The organism is Bradyrhizobium sp. Mp27, from assembly GCF_029953005.1.
Classification (GTDB): Bacteria; Pseudomonadota; Alphaproteobacteria; order Rhizobiales; family Xanthobacteraceae; genus Bradyrhizobium; species Bradyrhizobium barranii.
Genome location: NZ_JASAUS010000076.1, coordinates 19,085 through 42,521, shown reverse-complemented (window position 1 = coordinate 42,521; position 23,437 = coordinate 19,085). Strand labels below are relative to the sequence as shown.

The following is a 23,437-nucleotide window of genomic DNA, read 5'->3' as shown; positions in this document are numbered from 1 at the left end:
CGGCAAATGCGGCCCGTTTCGTCGACAATGCACAGGGACGTCTCTTTGACCGACACGTCCAGTCCAGCGTAATGTTTCATGCTGCGCTTCTCCGTCTGATGCTTGTGGCTGTTCGAAAACAGACCACGTTTATCATCAACCTGAAGCGCAGCACCCTGCTAACGCGGGGCTCAGCAACAGGCCGAATACCCCATCTGACCCATTCCTGAAGGTGACACAGCTCGAGCTGGAGCTTTTCGAGCTCCTTCTCATAGTCCTTCCGCTTCATCCGCTCCGCGGGCGCGTCCTTGGCCATGCTCAATCACCCCAGGAAATGGTCACGCCGATGTCGCCGGGAACACCGCCTGGAAAATCGATGATCTGATAGGCGATGCGATAGCCGCGCGGTTTCAGGTAATCGCTCCAGAGCTGGAAGATTTCCTTCGGAATCCCGGTCAGGGTGTTCTCCCAGCCCGCTTCCATCTGATTGATGGCGCGGCCCTTGTCGGTGCACAGCGTGTTGGGGAAGCGATAGACCTGAACCTCGGTCAAGCCGTTCCGCACCGCACGCTGGATGATCGTCGAGGCGAGCTTGATCTTCTCGTCCTCGGTCTTGCCAGAAGGTTTGCTGAGGCGTTCAATGAGGGCGTGTTTCTCGGCTTCGGCGGCGGCGGCAAGGCGCGCATATTCGTCGGCCTTCGCTGCCTCCTTGAGGGCTGCTTCCTTGCGGATCTGCGTGGCGCTGGGGATGAGATCATCGATGCCGGGCATGGCAGGCGGCTCCTGTTGTTGCACGTCAACTTTCAGGCGAGGCTAGGTGGGGCCGTTCCAGGCCCGTTGATCCAAATCAAGCAATTGCGCCACCCGATACCGACACTGCATTCGACGCATTCAAGTGGAACGCGCCTGACGAGGAGAGAACGTTGAGCGATCAGCTTCATCCGATGGCCCCGCATCATCTGCCGTTCTATCTCGCACCGGGAAGCGGGGCGGATCCGCTGATGGTCGTGATGGGAATTTTCCTGATCGGCACCGTGCTCTGGGTCGGTACTCTCTATTGGAAACTGCACAGCCTGCCTGAGCGAATGGCGCATAAGTCGCAGAAGCTGCAATTCGAATTCGTAGCCGTGCTCGGCCTGATCTCGCTCTTCACGCACATGCACATCTTCTGGATCGCAGGCCTGCTGCTGGCCATGATCGACATTCCCGACTTCGGCGGTCCGCTGCGCAGCATCGCCGATTCCGTGGAGAAGATCGCGGATGCGACGCCCGAAGACAGCGACGCGGCCACGCAGGCCAGCCCGCGACCTACAGGTGGCGACACGCCGCCTCCAGAAAAGCCGGGGCCCGCGAAGGAGAAGGAGCACAGCCATGTTTGAGCTGATGTTCTGCTCGCTGCTGACGATCCTGCCCGACTATCTCTACCGCCGCTACGTCCAGGGCAAGCGCTTTGGCAAGGAGATCACCTTCTTCTCCGTCTGGTACGAGCTGCGCTGGGGCATTACCGGCTGCCTGATGCTGACGGTGTCGCTGATCACCATGATCTTCTATTTCCATCCGTCGACAACCAACGCGACGCTTTATTTCCGCACCGTGCCGATCCTGCCCGAAGGCTCGGGCCGCGTGGCCGAGGTCAAGTTCGGCTTCAGCGCGCCGGTGAAGAAGGGCGACGTGCTGTTCACGCTCGACGCCTCGAAGCAGCAGGCCGCATTTGAGACCGCCAGGCGCAAGATTGCCGAAGTCGATGCCGCCATGCAGACGGCACAAGCTGACGTGGTCAAGGCCGATGCGCAGATCGGCGAGGCGAAGGCGAATTACCAGCAGGCCAAGGACGAGCTCGACGTCAAGACCGAGCTGCAGCGCCGAAATCCCGGCATCGTGCCGCAGCGCGATATCGAAAAGCTCCAGGTGCTGGTCGACCAGCGCCAGTCCGGCATCGATGCCGCGACGGCCGCGCGGCAGTCGGCGGCCTTGCAGGTCTCGACCTCGCTTCCAGCGCAGAAGGCGAGTGCCGAGGCGACGCTTGATCAGGCCCAGGTCGATCTCGACAAGACACTAGTCCGCGCCGGCGTCGACGGGCGCGTCGAGCAGTTCCTTGTCCGCCCCGGCGACGTCGTCAACCAGCTGATGCGGCCGGCGGGAATCCTGATTCCGACGGAGGCCGGCCGATCGGTCCTTCAGGCCGGCTTCGGTCAGATCGAGGCCCAGGTGATGAAGACCGGCATGGTGGCGGAAGCGACCTGCATCTCGAAGCCGTGGGTCATCATCCCGATGGTGATCACGACGGTGCAGGACTACATCGCCACCGGCCAATTCCGCTCCGGCGAGCAGTTACTGGAAGCACAGAACGCCGTTCGGCCCGGCACGATCCTGGTGTTCCTGGAGCCGCTCTACAAAGGCGGCCTCGAGGGCGTGACGCCGGGCTCGAGCTGTATCGTCAACGCCTACACCAGCAATCATGAAGAGATTTCCGCCAAGGACACGCCGACCGGCCGAAAGATCGCGCTGCACGTCGTCGACGGCGTCGGCCTGGTCCATGCCCTGCTGCTGCGCATCCAGGCGTTGCTGCTGCCGATCCAGACGCTTGTGCTGAGCGGGCACTGACGTGTCAGATCGGATCGTTTCGCCCCGTCCTGCGTGCAGCTTGACTGCGTCCTCGGCACTGTCGTAGCGGCCCATTTGTCGCTAGAATTGTGGTCCGGAGGCGCCGGAGAGCGGTCGAGGCGAAGGGGAACGGGCGCATGACCATGGCGTCGGTCAAGCAGTGGCTGGTTGCGGCCACGCTGTTGGGTCTCGGCTTGTTGCTCGCCGCGTGCATGCTGTCCGGGCCCGCGCGAGCCGCTGAGCCCGGCTCGGCTGCGCGCAGCGAGCCAAAGCGCGTGCTGATCCTGCACTCCTTCGGCCGCGAGTTTCGCCCCTGGAGCGAATACGCGCGGAGCATCAAGGTCGAGCTCGAGCGGCAATCGCCCTGGCCGCTCGACGTCCAGGAGCACGCGCTGCTCAGCGCGCGCTTCAACAATGCGGGCCCCGAAGCGCCCTTCGTCGAATATCTCGGTTCGCTCTACCACGGCAAGCCGCCCGACATCGTGCTGAGCATCGGCGCACCCGCGGCGCGGTTCGTGCAGAGATACCGTGCGAAACTCTTTCCGGAAGCGCCGGCGGTGCTGACCGTGGTCGAACAACGACTGGTGAACCGCCTGGATCTCACCGACAATGACGTGGTCGTGTCCGTCCGCAATGATTTCGTGGCGGCCTTCGAGAACATTCTCAGGCTTTTGCCCGATACCAAAACGGTTGCCGTTGTGGTCGGTGCCTCGCCCCTCGAGAAATTCTGGATCGAGGAGGTGAAGCGGGAGTTGAAACCGCTGGAAGGCCGGCTCGACCTCGTCTGGTACTCGGACCTGCCGTTTGAAGAGACCCTGAAGCGCGCGTCGGCGCTTCCGCCTCATTCCGCGCTGTTCTGGGGGTTGATGTTGGTCGATGCCGCCGGCATTGTCCACGAGGGCAATATAGCCCTGCACAGGCTGCATGCTGTCGCGAACGCGCCGATCTTCTCGTATCAGGAACCTTTCTTCGGCGACGCCAGCGTCGGCGGGCCCATGCACTCCATCGCCGAAACCAGTTCGAAGACCGTCAGTGCCGCGCTCCGCATCCTCGACGGCGAGAAGCCGGCCCGCATCAAATACGAGCCGATCGGGTTCGGGACGCCGAAATATGATTGGCGGGAGTTGCAGCGCTGGGGGATCGGCGAGAACAGTCTGCCGCCGGGCAGCGAAATCCTGTTTCGTGAGTCGACCCTCTGGGATCGCTATAGCTGGCAGATGCTGCTGATCGCGGCCGTGATTTTGATACAGGCCGGTTTCATCAGCGGGCTTCTGCACGAGCGCCATCGCCGTCAATTGGCCGAGATCGAGTCGCGACAGCGCCTGGCGGAACTCGCCCACGCCAATCGCTATTCGGCCGTCGGCGAGTTGACGACGTCGATTGCCCACGAGCTGAACCAGCCGCTCGGCTCCATTCTGACCAATGCCGAGACGGCGGAGCTCATGCTCAAGGCCACTTCACCCGACATCAACGAGATCCGCCAGATTCTGGCCGACATCAGGCGCGACGATCAGCGGGCGTCCGAGGTCATCCGCAGGCTTCGCAGCGTTCTGAAGAAGCGGCCGTTTGAAATCAGGGACACCGAACTGAACGACACGGTACGGGAAGCCATTGGCCTGGTGACAGCCGTCGCCGACGGGCGCCGGATCACGCTGGCTTACGCGCCGGCCGCTGCGGAGCTGAACGTCAAGGGCGATCCCGTGCAGCTGCAGCAGGTCGTTCTCAACCTGATCATCAATGCGTTGGATGCGGTCTCCGACGCGGACATGAAGAAGCGCGAGGTCAGCGTATCGACCGGGCGCGCCGGAAGCCACGCCGAGATCCGGATCGCCGATACCGGTTCGGGCATTGCGGTCGGCGACCTCCCGAACATCTTCAATCCATTCTTCACGACCAAGCCTCAGGGCATGGGTATGGGGCTTGCAATCGTCAAGACCATCGTCGAGGCCCATCACGGCACCATAGCCGCCGAGAACCAGCCGTCGGGCGGCGCGCTGTTCACGATCAGGCTCCCGATCATCCATTAACACCGACGTCTTGCGATCCGGCCGCGCGGCATCGCTCTCGCGCCGCAACAAGGCGGCGAAGCCGGCCTTCGTTGATCTTGATCAATAAACGCCCATGCCGCGGCCCGATCTTGGTAGCCGGAAGTTCGATGGAGGATGGCATGTTTCGCTGCGGCAAGATTCTGATGGCGCTTGCGTTGATGCTGACGATGCCGATCACCGCGACCGCGCAGACAGCTGACAAGCCGGCGGCACCAAGCACGCAGGCACAGCCCGCAAGTCCGCCTCCGCCGAGCGCCGAACTCCTGAAACCCGAGCAGCTCGAGGCGCTAGTGGCGCCGATCGCGCTCTATCCCGACGAGCTGCTGGCCAATGTGCTGGCGGCATCGACCTATCCGCTGGAAGTCGTGCAGGCCGATCGCTGGCTGAAGGAGCGCAAGACGCTGAAGGGCGATGCGCTGAGGGCCGAGGTCGACAAGCAGGCCTGGGACGACAGCGTCAAGGCGCTCGCCAGCACCCCCGATGTGTTGTCGATGATGAGCGACAAGCTCGAATGGACCCAGAAACTCGGCGATGCCTTTCTCGCGCAGCAGCCCGACGTGATGGACGCGATCCAGCGCCTGCGCAACAAGGCCTATGACAACAAGAAGCTGGTCACGACCAAACAGCAGAAGGTCAGCGTCCAGTCGCAGGAAGGCAAGCAGGTGGTGGTCATCCAGCAGGCCGATCCCGCCGAGATGTACGTGCCCTATTACGATCCGGCGACGGTCTACGGCACCTGGCCCTACGCGGAGTACCCGCCCTATTATTGGGGCTATCCGTCCTATATCGGCGCGGGCGTGGTCGCGGCCGGTATTGCCTTTGGCACGGCCTGGGCGATCGGGCGCTGGGGCAATTACTGGGGCGGCGGCTGCAACTGGGGCAACCGCAATGTCTACGTCAATCATCGCACCACCAACATCGCCAACGGATGGCAGCACAATCCGGCGCATCGCGGCGGCGTGCGCTACAACAACACCAACGTCCAGCAGCGTTTCGGCAACACCAATGTGAGGGCGGGCGCGTCGGACCGGATGGATTTCCGCGGCCGTGACGGCAACCAGGTGCTGCGTCCGAGCCAGGGTGCGGGAGATCGGGCGGGAGATCGCGCCGGCGACCGTGCCGGTGATCGTGGCGGTCCGGGTGACCGTGCAGGAGATCGTGCAGGAGATCGTGCTGGTGATCGCGGTGATCGTGCCGGCAATCGCGGCGACCGGCCCGGCGGCGGCGATCGCGCTGGCGCGGGAGATCGTGCCAAGGGTGGTGGAGATCGCGTCAAGAATGCAGGCAAGAATGCAGGTAAGGGCGGCGGCGATCGTGCAAAGGCTGCGAACCGTGCCGGCGGCGGCGCTGCCGCCAATCGTGGCGGTGGCGGCAATCGCGGCGGTGCGATGAACGTCTCGTCGGGCCGGGCGGCGGCCGCAGCATCGGCGCGCGGACGCTCCAGCATGGCAAGCATGCCGCGCGGCGGTGGCGGCGGAGGCTTTGCCGGGCGCGGCGGCGGTGGCGGAATGGCCATGCATGGTGGTGGCGGTGGCGGCTTCCGTGGTGGAGGCGGCGGAGGAGGCCGCGGCGGTGGCGGCGGTGGCCGGCGCTCCGACATCGCGCTGAAGCACGACATCACGCTGCTCGGCCATCTCTCTAACGGCCTCGGCTATTATCGCTTCAGCTACATCGGCAGCGACAAGGCCTATGTCGGCGTGATGGCGCAGGAGGTGGAGCAGGTGATGCCTGACGCCGTGACCCGCGGCAGCGATGGTTATCTGCGCGTGTATTATGACAAGCTTGGTCTGACATTCCGCACCTACCGCGATTGGCTCGCCGACGGCGCGAAGATCCCTGCGGAGGTGACGCCATGATCGGCCTGAAATCGCTCCATCGCGCGATCCTGTCGGGCGTGGTGGCGCTCGCCATGCTTGGCTCGGCGGCACAGGCACAGCAGTCCTACAAGACACCGGAGGATGCGGCCGCCGCGCTCGCGGCCGCAGTCAAAAGCGGGCCGGGCGACATTCTGAAGGTGCTCGGCAGGGCCGCCGAGGATATCGTCTCGTCCGGTGACGAGGTCGCCGACAACGACATCCGTCAGCGCTTCACGTCGATGTTCGACGCCAAGCACGGCATCAAGGCGGAGGGCAACAAGACCGCGACCTTGATACTGGGGCCGGACGATTTCCCGTTCCCGGTTCCGCTGGTCAACACCAAGACAGGCTGGGCGTTCGACACCGACGAGGGGCGGATCGAGGTGCTTCGCCGCCGCATCGGCCGCAACGAGCTCGACGCGATCCAGACCGCGCTCGCCTATGTCGATGCCCAGAATGAATACGCCGACAAGGATCGCGGCGAGGGCGCCGGTGTCTACGCGCAACGCTTCCTTTCCACGCCCGGCAAGAAGGACGGCCTGTTCTGGCGTGACGACAGTGATCCGAGCCCGCTCGGCGCGCTGGTCGCGGAGGCCTCGGCCGAAGGCTACAAGCAAGGCACAGGCGAGGGACCCGCGCCTTATCACGGCTACTACTTTCGCATCCTGAAAGGCCAGGGTTCCGACGCGCCCGGTGGCGCGCTCAACTACGTCGTCAAAGGCAAGATGATCGGGGGCTTCGGACTGATCGCCTGGCCCGCCGAATACGGCAATTCCGGCGTGATGACTTTTCTCGTCAATCATGCCGACACCGTCTACCAGAAGGATCTCGGCAACCGCACGGCGGTCGTCGCCGAGCGCACTACGTTGTTCGATCCCGACCAGACCTGGAAGAAGGTCGATGCCGCGAAGCCTTAAACCGGAACGCATGCGGCGCGCGATCGCAATCGGCCTTGCGGCGCTCGCGCTCCTCCTGCTCGCGATGCCGGCCACGCCGTCGTTCGCGCAAGCGAGCGGCCATGTTCAGGTGAGGTTCGTCAAGGCTGGCCTGCTGGTCGGAGGCGGCACCGGCAGTGGCGTGCTGAACTACCGCGGTCGGAACTATCCCTTCAAGGTCTCCGGCTTGAGCGTCGGCATCACGGCCGGTGCGACCGTCGGCAGATTTGATGGCCGGGCATCGGGCATTCGCGATGTCGGCGACTTCGTCGGCACCTACAGCTCCGTCGGCGGCGGCTTCGCACTCGTCGGCGGCGTCAACGGCGCCCATCTGCGCAACGAAAAGGGCGTGACGATCGTGCTGCAAGGCCCGAAGGCCGGACTTGAGCTCGCCTCCAACATCAGCGCGATCACGATCGCCTGGAAGTGAGTGCCTCGAGCCTGGGGTTACCGGGCCGCGATGGCCGTCATCTCGAGTTTGACGCCTGGACCGAGATCGGCCACGCCGATCGCCGCGCGCGCCGGCAGGTGAGCTTCCGCAAAGTGCGCCTTCCACGCAGCATTGAACTCCGCCTTCTCCTTCAGGTTGATCATGAAGATGGTCACCTGCAAGACGTTGGCGAGATCGGAGCCGAGCGTCTTCAGCAGGCGGGCCAGCTGCCCGAGGACGTCGTTGGCCTGGCCCGACATATCGAGGCTGGTGTCCTCGGGGACGATCCCGCCGATGTAGAGCACGCCATTATGCTCGACCACTTCGTGGAGGAGTCCTTCGTAGGGCAAGACGCGCTGGATCATGATGAGACCGATGCTGCTGTGGGGATGGGCGGCATATCGCACATTTCCATGTCGATGTCGTTTGAAGAGATTTCGCGACCGGGGCGTCCCGAAGGTCAACCAGCAAGATAGTGAAAATAAAGAATAAATTGTCTTAGGAATCGCCGCTGGTCGCGCGGTCGGACGGTCACCAAGCTGTACTTGCGCGCGGGAGTCCGGCGTTTCCGACGGCCCTGATCCCGACGACATCGGGATGCGGATCGGTATACTGCCACCGGAATTGACGTGGCAGCGGCTGGGCCCGTGCCGCGCGGAACAAGGATCAGACGATGGACGATACGATTGGCTTTCCCGACCCCGGCCTCGACCTGTCTGACGGCTTCAAGCCCCACACCTCGCATTGGGGCGTGTTTTCCGCGCGTCAAAGCGAAGCCGGGCTCGAGGTCAGGGCCTATGCGGGCGACCCCGATCCGAACGGCATCATCGGCAATTTCCCCGGCGCGCTGCGGCATCAGGCGCGCATCGCGCAGCCGGCGATCCGCCGCGCCTGGCTCGAGCGCGGACCTGGGCCGGACGATCGCCGCGGCCGCGATGAGTTCGTCTCCGTCAGTTGGGAGAAAGCGCTCGATCTGCTCGGCGACGAGCTCGGCCGCATCCGCGACACGCGCGGCCCCGGCGCCGTGTTCGGCGGCTCCTACGGCTGGTCGAGCGCGGGCCGCTTCCATCATGCCCAGAGCCAGGTGCATCGCTTCCTCAACATCGCAATGGGCGGCTATGTGCGCTCGGTGAACACTTACTCTTCGGGCGCATCCTCGGTGCTGCTGCCGCAAATTCTCGCCGGCTACGAGGACATCACCAAGCGCAACGTCACCTGGGAGCAAATTGCCGAGAATACCGACATCGTGCTGGCGTTCGGCGGCATGGCGCTGAAGAACTCCATGGTGGCCGGCGGCTCGATCAGCAAGCATGTCGAGCGCGGCGCCATGGAAGCCGCGCGCCGGCGCGGCTGCGCGTTCATCCTGGTCAGCCCGCTGCGCGACGATCTTCCCGTCGAGGCCGGCGCCGATTGGATGACGTGCCTGCCCGGCACCGACACCGCCCTGATGCTCGGTATCGTCCACACACTTGTGAGCGAAGGCCTGCACGACCAGGCCTTCCTCGATCGCTACACCGAAGGCTGGCCCGTGTTCCTGCGCTATCTCAATGGCGAGAGCGACGGGCAGGCCAAGCATGTCGAATGGGCCGCCGCGATTTGCGGTGTCGATGCGGACGCGATCCGCGAGCTCGCGCGCCGCGCCGCCGGAAAGCGTGCGTTGATCACCGTTTCGCATTCGCTCCAGCGCGCCGAGCATGGCGAGCAACCGGTGTGGATGGGCATGGTGCTGGCGGCAGCACTCGGCCAGATCGGCCTGCCCGGCGGCGGCTATGCCTATTCGCTCGGCGCAATCGGCTACTACGGCCGCCGCGTCAACGACGTGCCGGGCCCCACGCTGGGGCAGGGCCGCAACGGCGTGCGCGATTTCATTCCGGTCGCGCGCATCGCCGACATGCTGCTCAATCCCGGCACGACCTATCGCTACAATGGCGAGACGCGTACCTATCCGGACATCCGCCTCGTCTACTGGGCCGGCGGCAATCCCTTCCATCACCATCAGGACATCAACCGCTTGCGCAAGGCTTTTGCGCAGCTCGATACGTTCGTCGTGCACGAGCTCGCCTGGACCGCGACGGCGCGGCACGCGGACATCGTGCTGCCCTCGACGATGACGCTGGAGCGCGAGGACATCGGCTATTCGACCAACGATCCCCTGGTGGTCGCGATGCACCAGATCGCCGAGCCCTTTGGCCTTGCGCGTGACGATTACGACATCTTTGCCGATCTCGCCGAGCGTCTGGGTGCGCGTGAACCTTTCACGGAAGGGCGCACGTCGCGGCAGTGGCTCGAACATCTGTACGAGCCGACGCGCGCCTCGCTTCAAGCGCGTGGCCTCGAGGCGCCTGATTTCGACGAATTCTGGCGGCGCGGCAGCCTAGTCGTGCCGCAACAGCCCGACGACGGCGGCCGGCTGCGCAGCTTTCGCGAGGATCCGGCCAATCATCCGCTGCCGACGCCGAGCGGGCGCATCGAGATCTATTCAGCCAAGATCGCTGCGCACGGCGATGCCGATTGCCCCGGCCATCCGGTCTGGCTCGACAAGACCGACATGCCGAAACCCGGCGCGCCGTGCTTCCTCGTCGCCAACCAGCCGGTGACGCGCCTGCACAGCCAGTTCGACTTCGGCGGCCATTCGCTGGGCGCGAAGCATCGCGGCCGCGAGGTCGCGCGCATGAATCCACGCGATGCCGATGCACGCGGAATCAAGGACGGCGACATCATCCGCCTGTTCAACGAGCGCGGCGCCTGTCTCGCCGCCGCCCACGTCACCGACGGCATCGCGGCAGGCGTCGTGCAGCTTCCGACCGGCGCGTGGTACGACCCGATGGACCCCGAGGACGAAGCGCCGCTCTGCGTTCACGGCAATCCCAACGTGCTCACCCGCGACATCGGCACCTCGTCCTTCGCGCAGGGCTGCACCGGCCAGCTCACGACGGTCGAGGTGGAGAAGTTCACCGGCAATCTGCCGCCGATCCGGGCGTTCGATCCGGTGTAGGCGCGTCGCCGGGATCGTGCGGCCGTATTGCGAAGGCGCCGCATTACACTGCGCTCCATCCGGTCTACGCGAAATGCGCTCGTAATGACGACGTGGAGGGAGTGTGGATCATACTGCGCCCTCGTGCCCGTGCCGTAGCGCGTTCAGGACACGAGAGGCAGAAAGAAAAGGGGCCGTCCTGTGTGGGCGCAGGGACGGCCCCGAGTGGCTCGCAGACCCGGGAGGGAAAGGGCTCGAGCCGGCGCGAGTGGCAGGGCACTCACGCCAAAGAAATCGTAAACCGGTCGAAGTGCAGATGGCGTGATGCCAAGTGCCTTGATCCAAAGTCGCTTGATTCCAAGTGCCTTGATTCCAGATCCCTCGATCCCAATTCACCTGCCGGCGCACGAACTACGCGGCAGCGCCGACCATCCAGTCCATGTCCGCGGCAGGGCGCCGCCGCGAAAGCGCCTCCGTAGCAGGCAGCACAGCCCTGCTGGCCAGACGCCAGCGTGCCGGCGACTCGCCGCTGATGCGCTTGAACACGGTCGAAAAATGCGCCTGGGTGCTGAAGCCGACGGCAAGCGCGATCTCCGCTAGCGGCCGCTCGGTTGTCGTGAGCAAGGTCTTCGCATGCTCGACGCGATGATTGAGCAGATATTCACGTGGACGGTAGCCGGTCGCGGCGCGGAACTGTGCCGCGAAATGCATCCTCGAGAGGCCTGCGACATTGGCGAGCTCGGATAGGCTGATACAGCGATCAAAGTGATCGGCGATATATTGCTCGACGCGCCGCAGCCGCCATTTCGGCAAGGCATTGACTTTTGAGCGTGGCAGCTCGAGCCGGGTCAGATGCATCGCAAGGGTCTCGCCGATGCAGCGCGCGTACTGCTGGTCCGCGGTATCGCCATGCTCGGTCAGTGCCTTGGCGAGCTCGGCGGCGAGCGGGTCGCGCAGCAAGACGAGGTCGTTGAGGCCCTCGGTCGCCGGCCGCGCCGCCGAAAAATGATCGGAGGAGATGTGGAAGTGCAGGAAAGCGCAGGGCGACTGGAATTGCACGCCGAGAAGCTTCGATGGCGCACAGACATACAGCGTGCCCGCAGGCATGGTGCCGTCGAAGATGATCTGACGGTCCCGCGTCAGCTTGACCCGAGCGGCCTTCAGGGCGATGGCGACGAAATAGCGGTCGGCTGGCGTCGTCGCTTCGTGCGACGAGATGGTCCGAGAGTCTTCCCATCGCGAAATCGTGATGTCCGCGTCCAGGCCGCGGTCGACCTTGCGCCATCCGCTTTCCAGCGCGATTGCTCGCATCCCGTGCGAAGCCTCGCGATCACACCGGCTGGCGGGAAATTCGATCCAGGCATGCGCTGCTTGCAAGTCATTGAACATCGCTCGTCCTCTCCTGGCCTCGTCGCCGCTTGCAGCGATCGGCCAACTCTCAGTGCTTTCCACGATCAGAGGATAGGCGTGAGCCAGGCAAGAAGCCCGTTAGTGATGATTAGGAGGTGTTAGATTTTGTGCGAGCGCCTGAAGTGTGACAGCCCGCCGCAGGACGTTTGATTTTGTCCAGCTTTTCAATTATTTGCGCAGATCGGCGCGGTGTGAGGACATTGCAGAACATCGCGCGGCGATCGATGTGCCGGTATGAGGCCGGCGCGGTGCCTCGCTGGACCGCGCATCGATGGCGGGTATAGTCGCCGCGCATTTGAATGAAATGGCCGTCAAGATGAGTCAGAAGTGACCGTACCCCCGGCAGGACATGGCTCGCCCGGCAATGGAGCCAAGGCGAGCCTTGATTTCGACGCAGTCTCGTTCGGACCGTTTTCGCTGCGGTCGCGGTTGCTCGAGAGGGACGGGGCGCCGGTCAAGCTCGGCAGCCGCGCGATGGACATTCTGCGCCTGCTCCTCAGCCGTGCCGGCGAAGTGGTGCCGAAGAACGAGATTTTGAGCTACGCGTGGTCCGGCCTCGCGGTCGAGGAGATCAGCCTGCGCGTCCACGTCGCGGAGCTGCGCAAGGTGCTTGGCGACGGCAAGGACGGGGCCCGCTATATCACCAACGTCCCGAGCCGCGGCTATTGCTTCGTCGCGCCTGTGCAACGTGGCGAGCGCAACGCCGCTCCGGCACTCGCGCCGCGTGCACCTGAAAGAACGGCGGCGCCTGCGGCCTTGCCACATCGACTGGACCGGATGATCGGTCGGGACGACGTGCTGCCCGAGTTGTCGGCGCGTCTGCTGAGCGACCGCTTCGTCACGCTGCGAGGACCGGGCGGCATCGGCAAGACCACGGTTGCGACGGCGCTCGCGCATGACATGTGGCAGGCGTTCGAGGGCCACGTTCATTTCCTCGAATTCGGCCCACTGAAGGACGCCACGCTGGTCGCGAGCACGGTTGCCGCCGCTCTAGGCCTCGTCGTGCATCACGATGATCCCTCAGGCAGCATCGTCAATTTTCTGCGCGGACGGCGGCAGCTTCTCATCCTCGACAGTTGCGAGCACGTCATCGACGAGGTCGCGCGTCTGGCCGAAAACATCTATCGCGAGGCGCCGGGCATCGCCATTCTCGCCACCAGCCGCGAGTCGCTGCTGGTGGAAGGCGAGCAGATCTTCGAGCTCGTTCCGCTGGCCGGCCCGCCGCAAGGCGCCCGCCTCAGTGCCGGCGAAGTGCTGGATTATCCGGCCGCGCAGCTGTTCATCGATCGTGCCGCGGCCGCAGGCCATCGCGGCGATATCACGGACGAGGATGCCGAGGTCCTGGCCGAGATCTGCGGCAAGCTCGACGGCATCGCGCTCGCGATCGAGCTCGCCGCCGTGCGCGTCGGCGTCTACGGATTGCGGGAGATGGCCGCGCTGCTCGACTCCAGGCTCAAGCTCGAATGGCGCGGACGGCGAACGGCGCCGCCACGGCAGCAGACGCTCGGCGCGACGCTCGACTGGAGTTTTGGCCTGATCGGCGAGAGCGAACGCACGGTGCTTCAGCGACTCGCCATCTTCGCAGGCCCCTTCACGCTCAAGGGGGCGATCGCAGTCGCCGCGGATGAGGGCGCCGCGGCCGACCGCGTCGTCGATGCGCTGGAGCAGCTCGTGGCCAAGTCGCTGGTGTCGGCGCAGCCCGATGGCGCATCGCGGCGCTATCGCCTGCTGGATGCCACGCGCGCCTATGCGATGCAGAAGCTGGTCGACGCAGGCGAAGCGGCGGCGATCGCACGCCGTCACACGGCCTATGTCCAGCGCACGCTCGAAGCCGGCATGGCGGAGCAGGGCGGCGACCCGGCTTCGCGCCTGCTGGCGCGCGCGAGCCTGCTCGCAGATGCCCGTGCGGCGCTGGAATGGAGTTTTGCCAACCACGACGGTACCGCCTTGCGCGTGCCGCTCGCCGGCAGCGCCGCAAGGCTGTTCGTCGAGCTCAACCTGCTGAACGAGGCGCGCATCTGGTCGGGCCGCGCGCTCGCGATGCTCGACGATGCCAACCAGGGCGGCAAATGGGAACTCGAGCTGCAGTCGACGCTCGGCCACGCCTTCATGTTCACGGAGCGCAACAGCGAGCAGGCCGAGGCCGCACTGCGGCGCGGGCTGGAGATCGCGGAAGCGCTCGACGATCACGCCAATGCGTTCCGCCTGCTGTCGCGGCTGAACATGTTCTATCGCCGCACCGGCGACTATAGGCACCTCGTGCCGACAGCACGCCAGGCCGAGCGCATCGCCCGCCAGATCGGCGACACCGCGGGGATCGCAGGCAGCAAGGCGCTTCTCGGCGTGTCCTATCATCTCGCCGGCGACCAGGCCGAGGCGCAGGCCCATCTCGACGAAGGCGTGCGCGACGACGCCGCGCTGCGCGGGACGGAGCCCGGGCATTTCGCCTATTCGCGCACGCCGCAGATTCCGCTCGCACGGGTGCTGTGGCTGCGTGGCTTTCCCGACCGCGCACTCGATTGCGTCCGCCCGCTCGTCGGCGCCGCCGCGCCGCGCGACGTGGTGATGCATTGCATCGCGCTGTGCTGGTCATCCTCGGTGTTCGGCTGGGTCGGCGACTGGGCCGCCGTCGAGACGATGACGGGGCGCCTCGCGACCCATGCGAATTTGCACGGGCTCGCGCCGTACGAAGCCGTCGCGACCGGCTTTCGCGCGCAGACGATGATCGCCCGCGGCGAGCTGGCCGGCGGTGTCGATCTGCTGCGGAGCGCGCTGCCGCGCCTGCATGCGGATCGCTACGAGCTCTACGCATCCGCGTTCGCCGCGGACCTGTCGCAGGGACTGGCGGCGCTGGGACGGTTGACGGAAGGGCTGCAGGTCCTGCACGAGACGATCGCCCGCGTCGAGCTGGGCGGCGGAGGTTTTGACATGCCCGAGCTCCTGCGCCGGCGCGGCGACCTCGAAGCGCGGACCGGTGATCTCGGTGCCGCCGAAGCGAGCCTTGCCGCATCGCTCGCGCTGGCGGAGCAGCAGGGCGCGCTGTCCTGGCGATTGCGGACGGAGATGTCGCTCGCGACACTTCGGCTTCGGCAGGGCATCAAGAATCCGCTCGACGATCTCGCCGCAACCTATGCCCGGTTCTCGGAAGGATTCGAGACGGCGGATTTGAAGGCAGCGCGGCTCGTGCTCGACGAGGCATCAGCCTGACAAGGCTCAGTCGAACCGGAGATCCGCGAGATCGATCGACACCATCAGCTCATCACGCAGCGGCATCAGATCGTCGCCGCGCAGATAGATGCGCCGGCGGGTCGGGAGAATGAAGCCGTCAACGGTGACGGTATCGGATACGTACTGAGCTGCCGGAAAATTGCCGGCGATCTCGACCCGGTAATCATGTCGGCGGATGAGCATGTCGGGCCCAAAATAGAAATCCTGCTCGGCGCTGTGGCTTGCGATCACGGCCGGGAAGGTCGCCCGCAATCCGCGCCAGACCTCCGCGCCCTCGCGCCAGGGTGCGATCTCCCGGACCTGGAACCCATCCGTCGCCAGCAGGAACGGCGCAGTCATGTAGGTCCAGAGCGCATAGCCGTTGAAATAGGCGCGATGCAGCGGATCCCAATGCGTGCGCATATCGTGCCGCGCGAACGCGGCGCGCGGATTGTTGCGCTCCGCGACGATGCGGCCGTCCGCAGCCACGATGGCAATCCGCTCCGGGCTGAAGTCGGTGCGCTGGCCAGGCTTGCCGAACGGCTCCACGGAAGCCCGCTCCCGATGCAGCTCGATCCGCATCGTGCGCGGCGCCTGCTCCTGATCGACGCCCTTCAATATCCAGAGGTCGCCGCCCGTCACGATCGTGGCGGTGAGGCGCTCGTGGGCATTCCATCGGTCGAGCCCGCCATGGGCCTCGATCGCATTCGCCAGCAGCGGAATCATCCGGCTGTTTTCCTCTCGCATCGGTGGTGTCGCCCCAATAGAGATACCCCCGTGCGCAGACGACCGCCCGTTAAGCGTTGTTAAGTGCCGTTGGCGGGTCCGGCGCCTAGGCTTCGGCCATGACGTCCAGCACCGCGTCGGCTAAGGCCTTCGGCGCCTCTTGCGGCAGATTGTGGCCTATACCGCCCTGGATGGTCCGGTGCGAATAACGCCCGGAGAATTTCTTCGCGTAGGCGGACGGTTCAGGATGCGGCGCGCCGTTGGCGTCGCCCTCCATGGTGATGGTGGGCACGGCGATCACGGGCGCCTGCGCCAGCCGTGCCTCGTCGTCGGCGTATTTCGCTTCGCCTTCGGCGAGGCCCAGCCGCCAGCGATAATTGTGGATCACGATCGCCACATGGTCCGGATTGTCGAATGCCTTCGCGCTGCGATCGAAGGTGGCGTCGTCGAAATGCCATTGGGGCGAAGCGAGCTGCCAGATCAGCTTCGAGAAATCGTGGCGGTACTTGTCGTAGCCCTCGCGGCCGCGCTCGGTGGCGAAATAGAACTGGTACCACCATTGCAACTCGGCCTTCGGCGGCAGCGGCATCTTGCCGGCCTGCTGGCTGCCGATCAGGTAGCCGCTCACCGAGACCATCGCCTTAACCCGCTCCGGCCGGAGCGCAGCGATGATGTTGGCGGTGCGCGCACCCCAGTCGAAGCCGGCAATCGTCGCCTTGTCGATTCCAAGCGCGTCCATCAGGGCGACGATGTCGGCCGCGATCGCCGCCGGCTGCCCGTTCCGCATCGTCGAGTCGGAGAGGAAACGCGTGCTGCCGTAGCCGCGCAGGTAAGGCACGATCACGCGGCGGCCGGCCGCGGCGAGCAGCGGTGCGACATCGACGAAGGCGTAGATGTCATAGGGCCAGCCATGCAGCAGGATCACGGGCGGGCCATCCGCGGGACCCGCCTCGGCATAGCCGACGTTGAGGAGGCCGGCGTCGATCTGTTTCAGGGACGCGAACGTGGTGTTGGCGCCGGGCTTGACGACGGCGGCGGACTTCGCCGGCTTCGCCGTAGCCGTCGTGCTCAGCGCAAGCTGGGTCGCGGCAAGCGCCATCGCAGCCCTGCCGACGAAACGACGTCGCTCGTGGCTGATGTTGTCGGGCATGTGTGCCTCCTGTGGTCGGTGCATTGTGCAAGTCGCCGTCACCCCTTGTGCCCATCCAGACGCGCAAGGAAGTCGCGGACCAGCGTGGCGATCTCGTCGGTCGCCTCGTCGAGCGCGAAGTGGCCGGCTTCGAGGATGTGGACCTCCGCATCCGGCACATCGTCGCGATAGGCCGAAGCGCCGGCGACGGCGAAGGACGGATCGTACTTGCCCCAGACCACCAGCGTCGGCGGCCGCGTCTTGCGCAGCCAGTCCTGCCATTTCGGATAGGAGGCGACGTTGGTCCGGTAATCCAGGAACAGCGTAGTCTGGATCTCGGCCTCACCGGGACGCGTCAGGAACGCGTATTCGTCGGTCCAGCTATCGGGGTCGTAGCGCTCGGGGTGCGGGCTTGAGCCGAGGTGCCGCTGGCGCGTCGCGGCCAAGGATGTGAAGTTGGTCTTGAGCGCCTCGAGCTCATGCGCCGGATCAGCCCAGTATCTGCGACGCGCTTCCCAGAGCGAGCTCAAGCCTTGCTCATGCGAAACGGCATTCTGGATCATGATGGCGCGAACGCGCTCGGGATGCGCCAGTGCCATGCGGAAGCCGACCGGGCCGCCATAGTCCTGCATGAACATCACGTAGTTGGTCAGGCCGAGCTTGTTCGTCAGTTCGCCCATCACGCCGGCGATGTTGTCAAAAGTGTAGGTGAAGTCGGACGGTGGCGGCGCGCTGCTGTTGCCGAAGCCGGGATAATCGGGCGCGATCAGGTGATATTTGTCGGCGAGCAGCGGCAGCAGAGGCTCCCACATCCGCGACGAGGAGGGAAAGCCGTGCAGCAGCAACACGGTCGGCGCGTCGGCGGGCCCGGCCTCGCGGTAGAAGATATTGAGACCCCCGATATCGATCGTGTGATAGCTGATCGAGCGTCGGCTCGACCGCAGATCCTGTGCCGAGGCCTGCACGGTCGCGCAGGCCAGCGCGGCCGAGAGGGCGAGGGTGGCTGGAATGTTCATGTCATCGCTCCTATGTGGGCGTGTCGCGTCGAGATGCGCCGGCTCGTCATGCGCCAGCAACCGCTCTGACGGGATTAAGCGGCACGGCTGCCACCGTGATCGCTGTTGTGCGCAGTAGCTTCCGCTCGCCGGATCACATTCGTAAGCTCCGGCGTAAAGCTTTCGTCATCGTCCTCGATGTGTCCGGTCAGTGCCGGAACGGTGCTCATTGATGAGCACCGCTCCGATGCGAGCCTAACTTACGCGGCCGACTTAGCCTTCCTGGCGAGGGCGGCGAGTAGCGTCTGCGCGGCCGGGCCGGAGGAGTGCGGATTCTGTCCCGTGATGAGCTGGCCCGCGCTGACGACGTGTACGCCCCAGTTCGCCGTTTTCGAGAAGACCGCGCCGAGCTTCAACATCTCGTCCTCTACGAGGAACGGCACGACATGGGTCAGGCCCACGTCCTCTTCCTCGCCGTTGGTGAAGCCGGTCACCTCCTTGCCCTCGACCAAAGGCTTGCCATCGGCCGTCTTGACGTGGCGCAGCGCACCGGTCGAGTGACACACCACCGCGATGGTCTTGCCGGCGGCGAGGAAGGATTCGATCAGCTTGACCGAGTCCTTGTCTTCGGCGAGGTCCCACATCGGGCCGTGACCGCCGGGATAGAACAGCGTGTCGAAGTCTTCCTGCTTGACGCTGTCGAGGCGCACCGTCTTGTCGAGCTGGGCTTCAGCGGCAGCGTCCGCCTCGAAGCGCAGCGTCAGGTCGGTGCGGAACTCGGGCTCGTTGCTCTTGGGATCGAGTGGCGGCCGGCCGCCTTTGGGCGAAGCCAGCGTGATCTCCGCGCCGGAATCCTTGAACACGTAGTAGGGGGCGGCGAGCTCCTCGAGCCAGAACCCGGTCTTGCGTCCGGTGTTGCCGAGCTGGTCGTGGGAGGTGATAACCATAAGAATCTTCATGACGATCTCCTTGAGTGCGTTCGCTGCAATGACGCATTCCCTCGTGGTGGAGGTGCGCCGGCCTCGGTCTCGTTCGAGCACGACACTTCGTTGCTCATGAGCCCAATGTTGCACCCAAGGCCGCGTGTTAGCTCGTTATGTATTGTTAGGCGTTGAGAGCAGTGAACGGTTCCCGCTCTCGCGCGTCGCCACCGCTACTCGAACACGGCGTCGAAGATCTCGACGTCCATCAGCACGGGCCTGGCGATCACGCTTCCATCAGGCCGCAGCGTCTGCACACGCCGCAATGTCGGCACGACGATGCCGCCGAAGCTGTCATGGGCCCAGGAATAATGCGCGACCTTGTTTCCGAACAGATCGTGATCCGTCCGCCGTTGCAGCGCGTTCTCGTCGAAGTAGAAGATCTGCTCGGGCGCGAGCGTGATCAGGTTCGGCGGGAACTGCGCGCGCAGCCGACGCCACGTGTCAGCGTTTTCGCGCCACGGCGGAAGCTCCTCCGTGACGACGTCGGGATGGGCGAGCAGAAATGGGTTGGTCAGATAATTCCAGATCGCAACGCCGCAGAAGAGGACGAGGTGCAGTTCGTCCGCGAGCGCAGGAGAGCCGGTCTCGGGAAATGCAAGGCTCGGGTTATCCCAGGTGCGCAGGACCTCACCCTCGAGGCTCTCGATCGTGATCGCGTCCGGCTGAAAGCAGCCGGAGTGTTCACCCCCGGTGATGCCGGTGAAGCGGACCGACTGGGCGCGGGTCGAGCCCTCCGCCGTCACGTCCTTGAATTCGCTGGCATGTCCGGCGCTGGAGAACAACGAGCCGCCGACGGAAAGGTGGAGCGTGAATCGGGTCAAGCTATTCCAGCGGGCCATACCGCCGCTGGCATCAATTACATCGTCAAGAAGCGCCATATCCCGCCATATCCACCGTGAAGTGCCACCACCATGGCGGGGCGGATGCGGCTTGGCGTGTTAGAAGTTGTTAGGAGTTGCGAGCAGGTGCTTGGGCGGTATCTCGTTGAAGATACTGTCAATTCAGCGCGCTCAACAGCTCCCTGGCGGCCACGAGATCGCGGGTCTGGAGGCCTTCCTGGTATCGAGCGACGAGCGGGGCGAGCAGAGCGCGTGCTTCGCCCGCTTGTCCGGCCTGGCGCCAGACCCGGCCGAGGCTGATCGCCCCCCGCAGCTCCCAGCCGAGCGCGCACTGCCGGCGCGACAGATCGAGCGATTTCCGGAAGCAGCGCTCGGCCTCCGCGGTGTTTCCCGACCGGACGAGGATGTCGCCCTTGACCCGGAGCATCTCGGGCATGTCGAAGGATTCGCCATGATCTGGAATCTGCGCGATGGCCTCATTGATCGTGCGCAGGGCCTCGTCCGGCTGGTTCTCCGCCACGAGGCCCTCCGCCAGCGCCGTCGCAAACACCGTCGTCATGATCCGGTGCCGCGTCGCGTACAGCGTGGCCTGGCTGCGGCGAAGATGCTCGATCCCGCCGGCGGTGTCGCCGCGGCGAAGCATGAGCTCGCCCTTCTGGCCGATGCCGACGGCGTGATAGGGACCGAGGAAGTGCCGCGCCGAATGGTCGATCAGCCGCTCGATCAGGATTTCGGCATTGGCCCAGTCGCCGACCCAGAGGAACACGTAGATCGTCCAGATCAGGGAGATGCCGAGGGTGAGGGGTTGTTCGAGCAGTTCGGCCTCGCGAACGGTGTATCTCGCCGCCTCGATCGCGCGATCGGGCCGGCCGGTGAGCCAGAGCCCGCGCGACCAGCGCGACGATGCGGTCGTCATAACCGAGATGCCCGATGTTCAGCCGCTGCGAGCCGGGATTGTGCACCATCGCGCTCTCGCAGAACTGCACGGCCTTGTCCTGATTGCCGATCAGATGGTGCGCGACGCCCAGCATCCATTCCACGTTCAGCGCGGCGGCCGGATCATTCAGCTTGCGCGCAGCGCTCTCGCCCTGCTCGCCGGTGCCGAGCGCCCCGTGAAAATCCCCGACCCTGGTCAGGTAGATGTGCAATCCGCGCAGCAGCCAGAGCTGCCAGTGCAGATCCTCGAGATCCCGCGCAAGCTGAAGGCTGCGTGTGAACGCCGACCGGACCGCTTCGGTATTGCCCTGCGTGAACATCACGGAGACGCCGAGCGCGGCCTGCAACGTCATCTCCTGGCGGCGGTCGATCGAATTCGTATCGAGAGAGACAAGCGCCTGCTTCGTCCAGCGATAGCACTCCGTCAGCAATGTCAGTTCGAGGAAAAACTGGGCCGCCGAAGCCGCCAGATCCACGCCGATCGTCCGGTCGGCGCTATCCGAAAAGCTCCAGGTCAGCGCGGCCCTGACATTGGGCAAATGGTCGGCATAGGGAAGGAAGCCGCCCGCGGTCTGCATGCCCGTGGATTTGAGCGCGATGTCGCGCAGGAAGTCGCGGAAATATTCGGCGTGAGCGCGCGCGACACGGGGCGCTTCGCCGTTCTCGACGAGCTTGGCGCCGACGAAGGCGCGGGTGGTGTCGAGCAGACGATAGCGCAGCCGCCGCTCCGCAGGTGAGGTTGCGATCAGCGATTTGGAGAGCAGGTTCGAGATCGCCTCGACCGCCTCGGGCTCGCTGATGCCCTGGCTGAACGCAACGGCGAGCGCGGCCTCCATCGTGAATGGCCCGACGAACACCGACAAACCGCGCAGCGTCGCGCTTTCGGCTGCCGGCAACAGATCATAGCTCCAGGCGAGCGCGGCGCTCAGGGTCTGGTGCCGCGGGATCGCCGTACGGCGTCCCCGCCACAGCAGCGAGAAGCGGCTGTCGAGCAGCGAGGCGGTCCCGGCAATGCCATAGGCATTCACGCGTCCGGCGGCGAGCTCGATCGCGAGCGCGATGCCGTCCAGTCGCCGGCAGATCTCGGCGACAAGCGGCGCATCCTCCTCGCTCAGTTCGAATTCGCCCAGGCTCTCGGCAATGCGTTCCACGAAGAGCTGGCTTGCGGGATAGGCAAGGATGTCGGCGATGCCGAGCCCATCGCGCTGGGGCGGGCAGTCCAGTGGAAACAACCGGTGGACGCGTTCGCCTTCGGTGCGAAAGGATTCGCGGCTGGTGGCGAGAATATGCAGCTCGGGCGCCTCCTGGACGATGTGCTCGGCCAGGGGCGCGAGCTCGTCGATGATGTGCTCACAGCTGTCGAAGATCAGCAGCATTTGACGGTTGCGCAGCACCGTCAGCAGGCCCGGCATCGGGTCCTCGGAATTGACCGTCAGGCCGAGCGTGGCGGCGATGGTGCTTGGAACGAGCCTGGCATCCGTCAGCGCGCCGAAATCAACGAAGTTGACCTGACCGCCGAAGGCCTGGAGCTCGCGATGCGCGACGGCGAGCGCGACGGAAGTCTTGCCAATCCCGCCGGGGCCGACAATTGTCACGAAGCGATGCTGCGCAAGCTCGGTGGAAATCCGCTCGACCGCGTCGTCTCGTCCGATCATCCTGGCAAGCGGCGGCGGCAGTATGTGAGGTGACGGGACGGCCGGGCCTGTCCGCGTCTCCGACGATTCGGACCGGGCCAGCGGGCCAGCGAAGCAATAGCCTCGGCCGGGCACGTTGACGACATAGCGGGAGCCTTCGCCGGCATCCCCCAAGGCCTTGCGCAGCGTCGTGATGTGGAAGCGCAGGCTGCCTTCATCGACCGTCACGTCGGCCCAGACGCGCTTGATCAACTCACGCTTGTCGATGACCTCGCCGGCGCGCTCGACGAGAAAAATGAGGATGTCGAGTGCGCGGCCGCCGAGGTGAAGCGGAGCGCCGTCCTTCTCGAGCAGGCGTGACCTTGCGTACAGCCGGAATGGCCCGAAGGAAATCGCCGCATCCTGGTCGTTAGTGTCCACCACGCGCCAATGAATCCAGTGAAGGGGCTGTTGTCCGCATCCTGATCTAGCAGAACGAGGTTATGAGTAAACTGGTCGAAAGTGGCGAAATCGCGCGGCAAATCATCCGGCCGCACCGGGATGATGTGTGACAAATTTCGCTTAAACGCGAGCGGCTTGGGAAGCGATCGGGACGACCCGTCAGTGTGCTTGACCGTCGATAGGACGGTCTGGCCGCCAACTTGTGATGCCGCCGATCATAACAAAATCTTGCAACGTCTAACGAGCAAAACGCGCGCGGTGCATCCAGTATAGGCTTCGAGTTAGGTCCTAGATCCAACGGGGAGGCTATC

At 65.0% G+C, this 23,437-nt stretch carries 17 protein-coding genes and 2 pseudogenes; 9 read left to right on the top strand and 10 right to left on the bottom strand.

The features are described from left to right. Positions 1-209 (top strand): hypothetical protein (locus QJT78_RS30545; protein ID WP_281460386.1); only part of this gene is annotated, 209 nt, incomplete at its 5' end. Here QJT78_RS30545 and QJT78_RS53210 read toward each other — a convergent pair. Continuing rightward, a pseudogene (locus QJT78_RS53210) lies at positions 194-295 on the bottom strand (polyphosphate kinase 2); the annotation flags it as partial. The gene QJT78_RS30545 and the pseudogene QJT78_RS53210 sit on opposite strands and share 16 nt — an antisense overlap. Before the next feature lie 2 nt (positions 296-297). Further along, the gene (locus QJT78_RS30540) at positions 298-750 is read right to left on the bottom strand and encodes a hypothetical protein (RefSeq protein WP_028149181.1); all 453 of its coding nucleotides are present in this window, start codon (positions 748-750) and stop codon (positions 298-300) included. 173 nt (positions 751-923) lie between these two features. Between QJT78_RS30540 and QJT78_RS30535 the strand changes: the two genes are divergently transcribed. From QJT78_RS30535 to QJT78_RS30510, 6 genes are all read left to right on the top strand, one after another. Further along, positions 924-1,358 carry a hypothetical protein gene (locus tag QJT78_RS30535; RefSeq protein ID WP_049807440.1) on the top strand — a complete coding sequence of 145 codons (435 nt, stop codon included), beginning with the start codon at positions 924-926 and terminating at the stop codon, positions 1,356-1,358. Next, positions 1,351-2,583 carry a biotin/lipoyl-binding protein gene (locus QJT78_RS30530; RefSeq protein WP_038942243.1) on the top strand — a complete coding sequence of 411 codons (1,233 nt, stop codon included), beginning with the start codon at positions 1,351-1,353 and terminating at the stop codon, positions 2,581-2,583. Before QJT78_RS30535 ends, QJT78_RS30530 begins: the two co-directional genes overlap by 8 nt. Before the next feature lie 137 nt (positions 2,584-2,720). Next, complete coding sequence (locus QJT78_RS30525) at positions 2,721-4,610, top strand: sensor histidine kinase (RefSeq protein ID WP_028149178.1); 1,890 nt, start codon at positions 2,721-2,723, stop codon at positions 4,608-4,610. Between the two features lie 140 nt (positions 4,611-4,750). Further along, on the top strand, positions 4,751-6,487 hold the full coding sequence (locus QJT78_RS30520; protein WP_028149177.1) for a DUF3300 domain-containing protein: 1,737 nt from the start codon (positions 4,751-4,753) through the stop codon (positions 6,485-6,487). Beyond that, complete coding sequence (locus tag QJT78_RS30515; RefSeq protein ID WP_038942241.1) at positions 6,484-7,404, top strand: DUF2950 domain-containing protein; 921 nt, start codon at positions 6,484-6,486, stop codon at positions 7,402-7,404. The genes QJT78_RS30520 and QJT78_RS30515 overlap by 4 nt, the downstream gene beginning before the upstream one ends. Next, positions 7,388-7,852 carry a hypothetical protein gene (locus tag QJT78_RS30510; RefSeq protein WP_028149175.1) on the top strand — a complete coding sequence of 155 codons (465 nt, stop codon included), beginning with the start codon at positions 7,388-7,390 and terminating at the stop codon, positions 7,850-7,852. Before QJT78_RS30515 ends, QJT78_RS30510 begins: the two co-directional genes overlap by 17 nt. Before the next feature lie 17 nt (positions 7,853-7,869). On the opposite strand, the gene QJT78_RS30505 is transcribed toward QJT78_RS30510, so the two are convergent. Beyond that, on the bottom strand, positions 7,870-8,217 hold the full coding sequence (locus QJT78_RS30505; protein ID WP_028149174.1) for a RidA family protein: 348 nt from the start codon (positions 8,215-8,217) through the stop codon (positions 7,870-7,872). A 308-nt stretch (positions 8,218-8,525) separates the two neighbouring features. Here QJT78_RS30505 and QJT78_RS30500 point away from each other — a divergent pair, with 308 nt between their 5' ends. Next, the gene (locus tag QJT78_RS30500; protein WP_281460385.1) at positions 8,526-10,847 is read left to right on the top strand and encodes a molybdopterin guanine dinucleotide-containing S/N-oxide reductase; all 2,322 of its coding nucleotides are present in this window, start codon (positions 8,526-8,528) and stop codon (positions 10,845-10,847) included. Between the two features lie 390 nt (positions 10,848-11,237). Here the strand turns inward: QJT78_RS30500 and QJT78_RS30495 are convergent, their stop codons facing one another. After that, positions 11,238-12,215, bottom strand: coding sequence for an AraC family transcriptional regulator (locus QJT78_RS30495; RefSeq protein ID WP_028149172.1), 978 nt, complete (start codon positions 12,213-12,215; stop codon positions 11,238-11,240). A 348-nt stretch (positions 12,216-12,563) separates the two neighbouring features. On the opposite strand from QJT78_RS30495, the gene QJT78_RS30490 reads away from it, so the two are divergent. Beyond that, positions 12,564-15,443 (top strand): winged helix-turn-helix domain-containing protein, encoded by a 2,880-nt coding sequence (locus QJT78_RS30490; protein ID WP_028149171.1) that lies wholly within the window; start codon positions 12,564-12,566, stop codon positions 15,441-15,443. A 6-nt stretch (positions 15,444-15,449) separates the two neighbouring features. Here the strand turns inward: QJT78_RS30490 and QJT78_RS30485 are convergent, their stop codons facing one another. From QJT78_RS30485 to QJT78_RS30460, 6 genes and pseudogenes are all read right to left on the bottom strand, one after another. Next, a complete protein-coding gene (locus QJT78_RS30485; RefSeq protein ID WP_028149170.1) occupies positions 15,450-16,169 on the bottom strand; it encodes a hypothetical protein in 720 nt (239 codons plus the stop codon). Between the two features lie 106 nt (positions 16,170-16,275). Beyond that, positions 16,276-17,319, bottom strand: a complete 1,044-nt coding sequence (locus tag QJT78_RS30480) for an alpha/beta hydrolase (RefSeq protein WP_038942238.1) — start codon at positions 17,317-17,319, stop codon at positions 16,276-16,278. 38 nt (positions 17,320-17,357) lie between these two features. Next, entirely contained in the window at positions 17,358-18,314 is a 957-nt protein-coding gene (locus tag QJT78_RS30475; RefSeq protein WP_028149168.1) for an alpha/beta hydrolase, read from the bottom strand. Between the two features lie 239 nt (positions 18,315-18,553). Further along, positions 18,554-19,252, bottom strand: a complete 699-nt coding sequence (locus tag QJT78_RS30470; protein WP_038942237.1) for a type 1 glutamine amidotransferase domain-containing protein — start codon at positions 19,250-19,252, stop codon at positions 18,554-18,556. 194 nt (positions 19,253-19,446) lie between these two features. Continuing rightward, positions 19,447-20,154 carry a hypothetical protein gene (locus tag QJT78_RS30465; protein ID WP_038942236.1) on the bottom strand — a complete coding sequence of 236 codons (708 nt, stop codon included), beginning with the start codon at positions 20,152-20,154 and terminating at the stop codon, positions 19,447-19,449. A gap of 118 nt (positions 20,155-20,272) precedes the next feature. Further along, a pseudogene (locus tag QJT78_RS30460) lies at positions 20,273-23,108 on the bottom strand (winged helix-turn-helix domain-containing protein). Positions 23,109-23,437 lie beyond the last annotated feature (329 nt).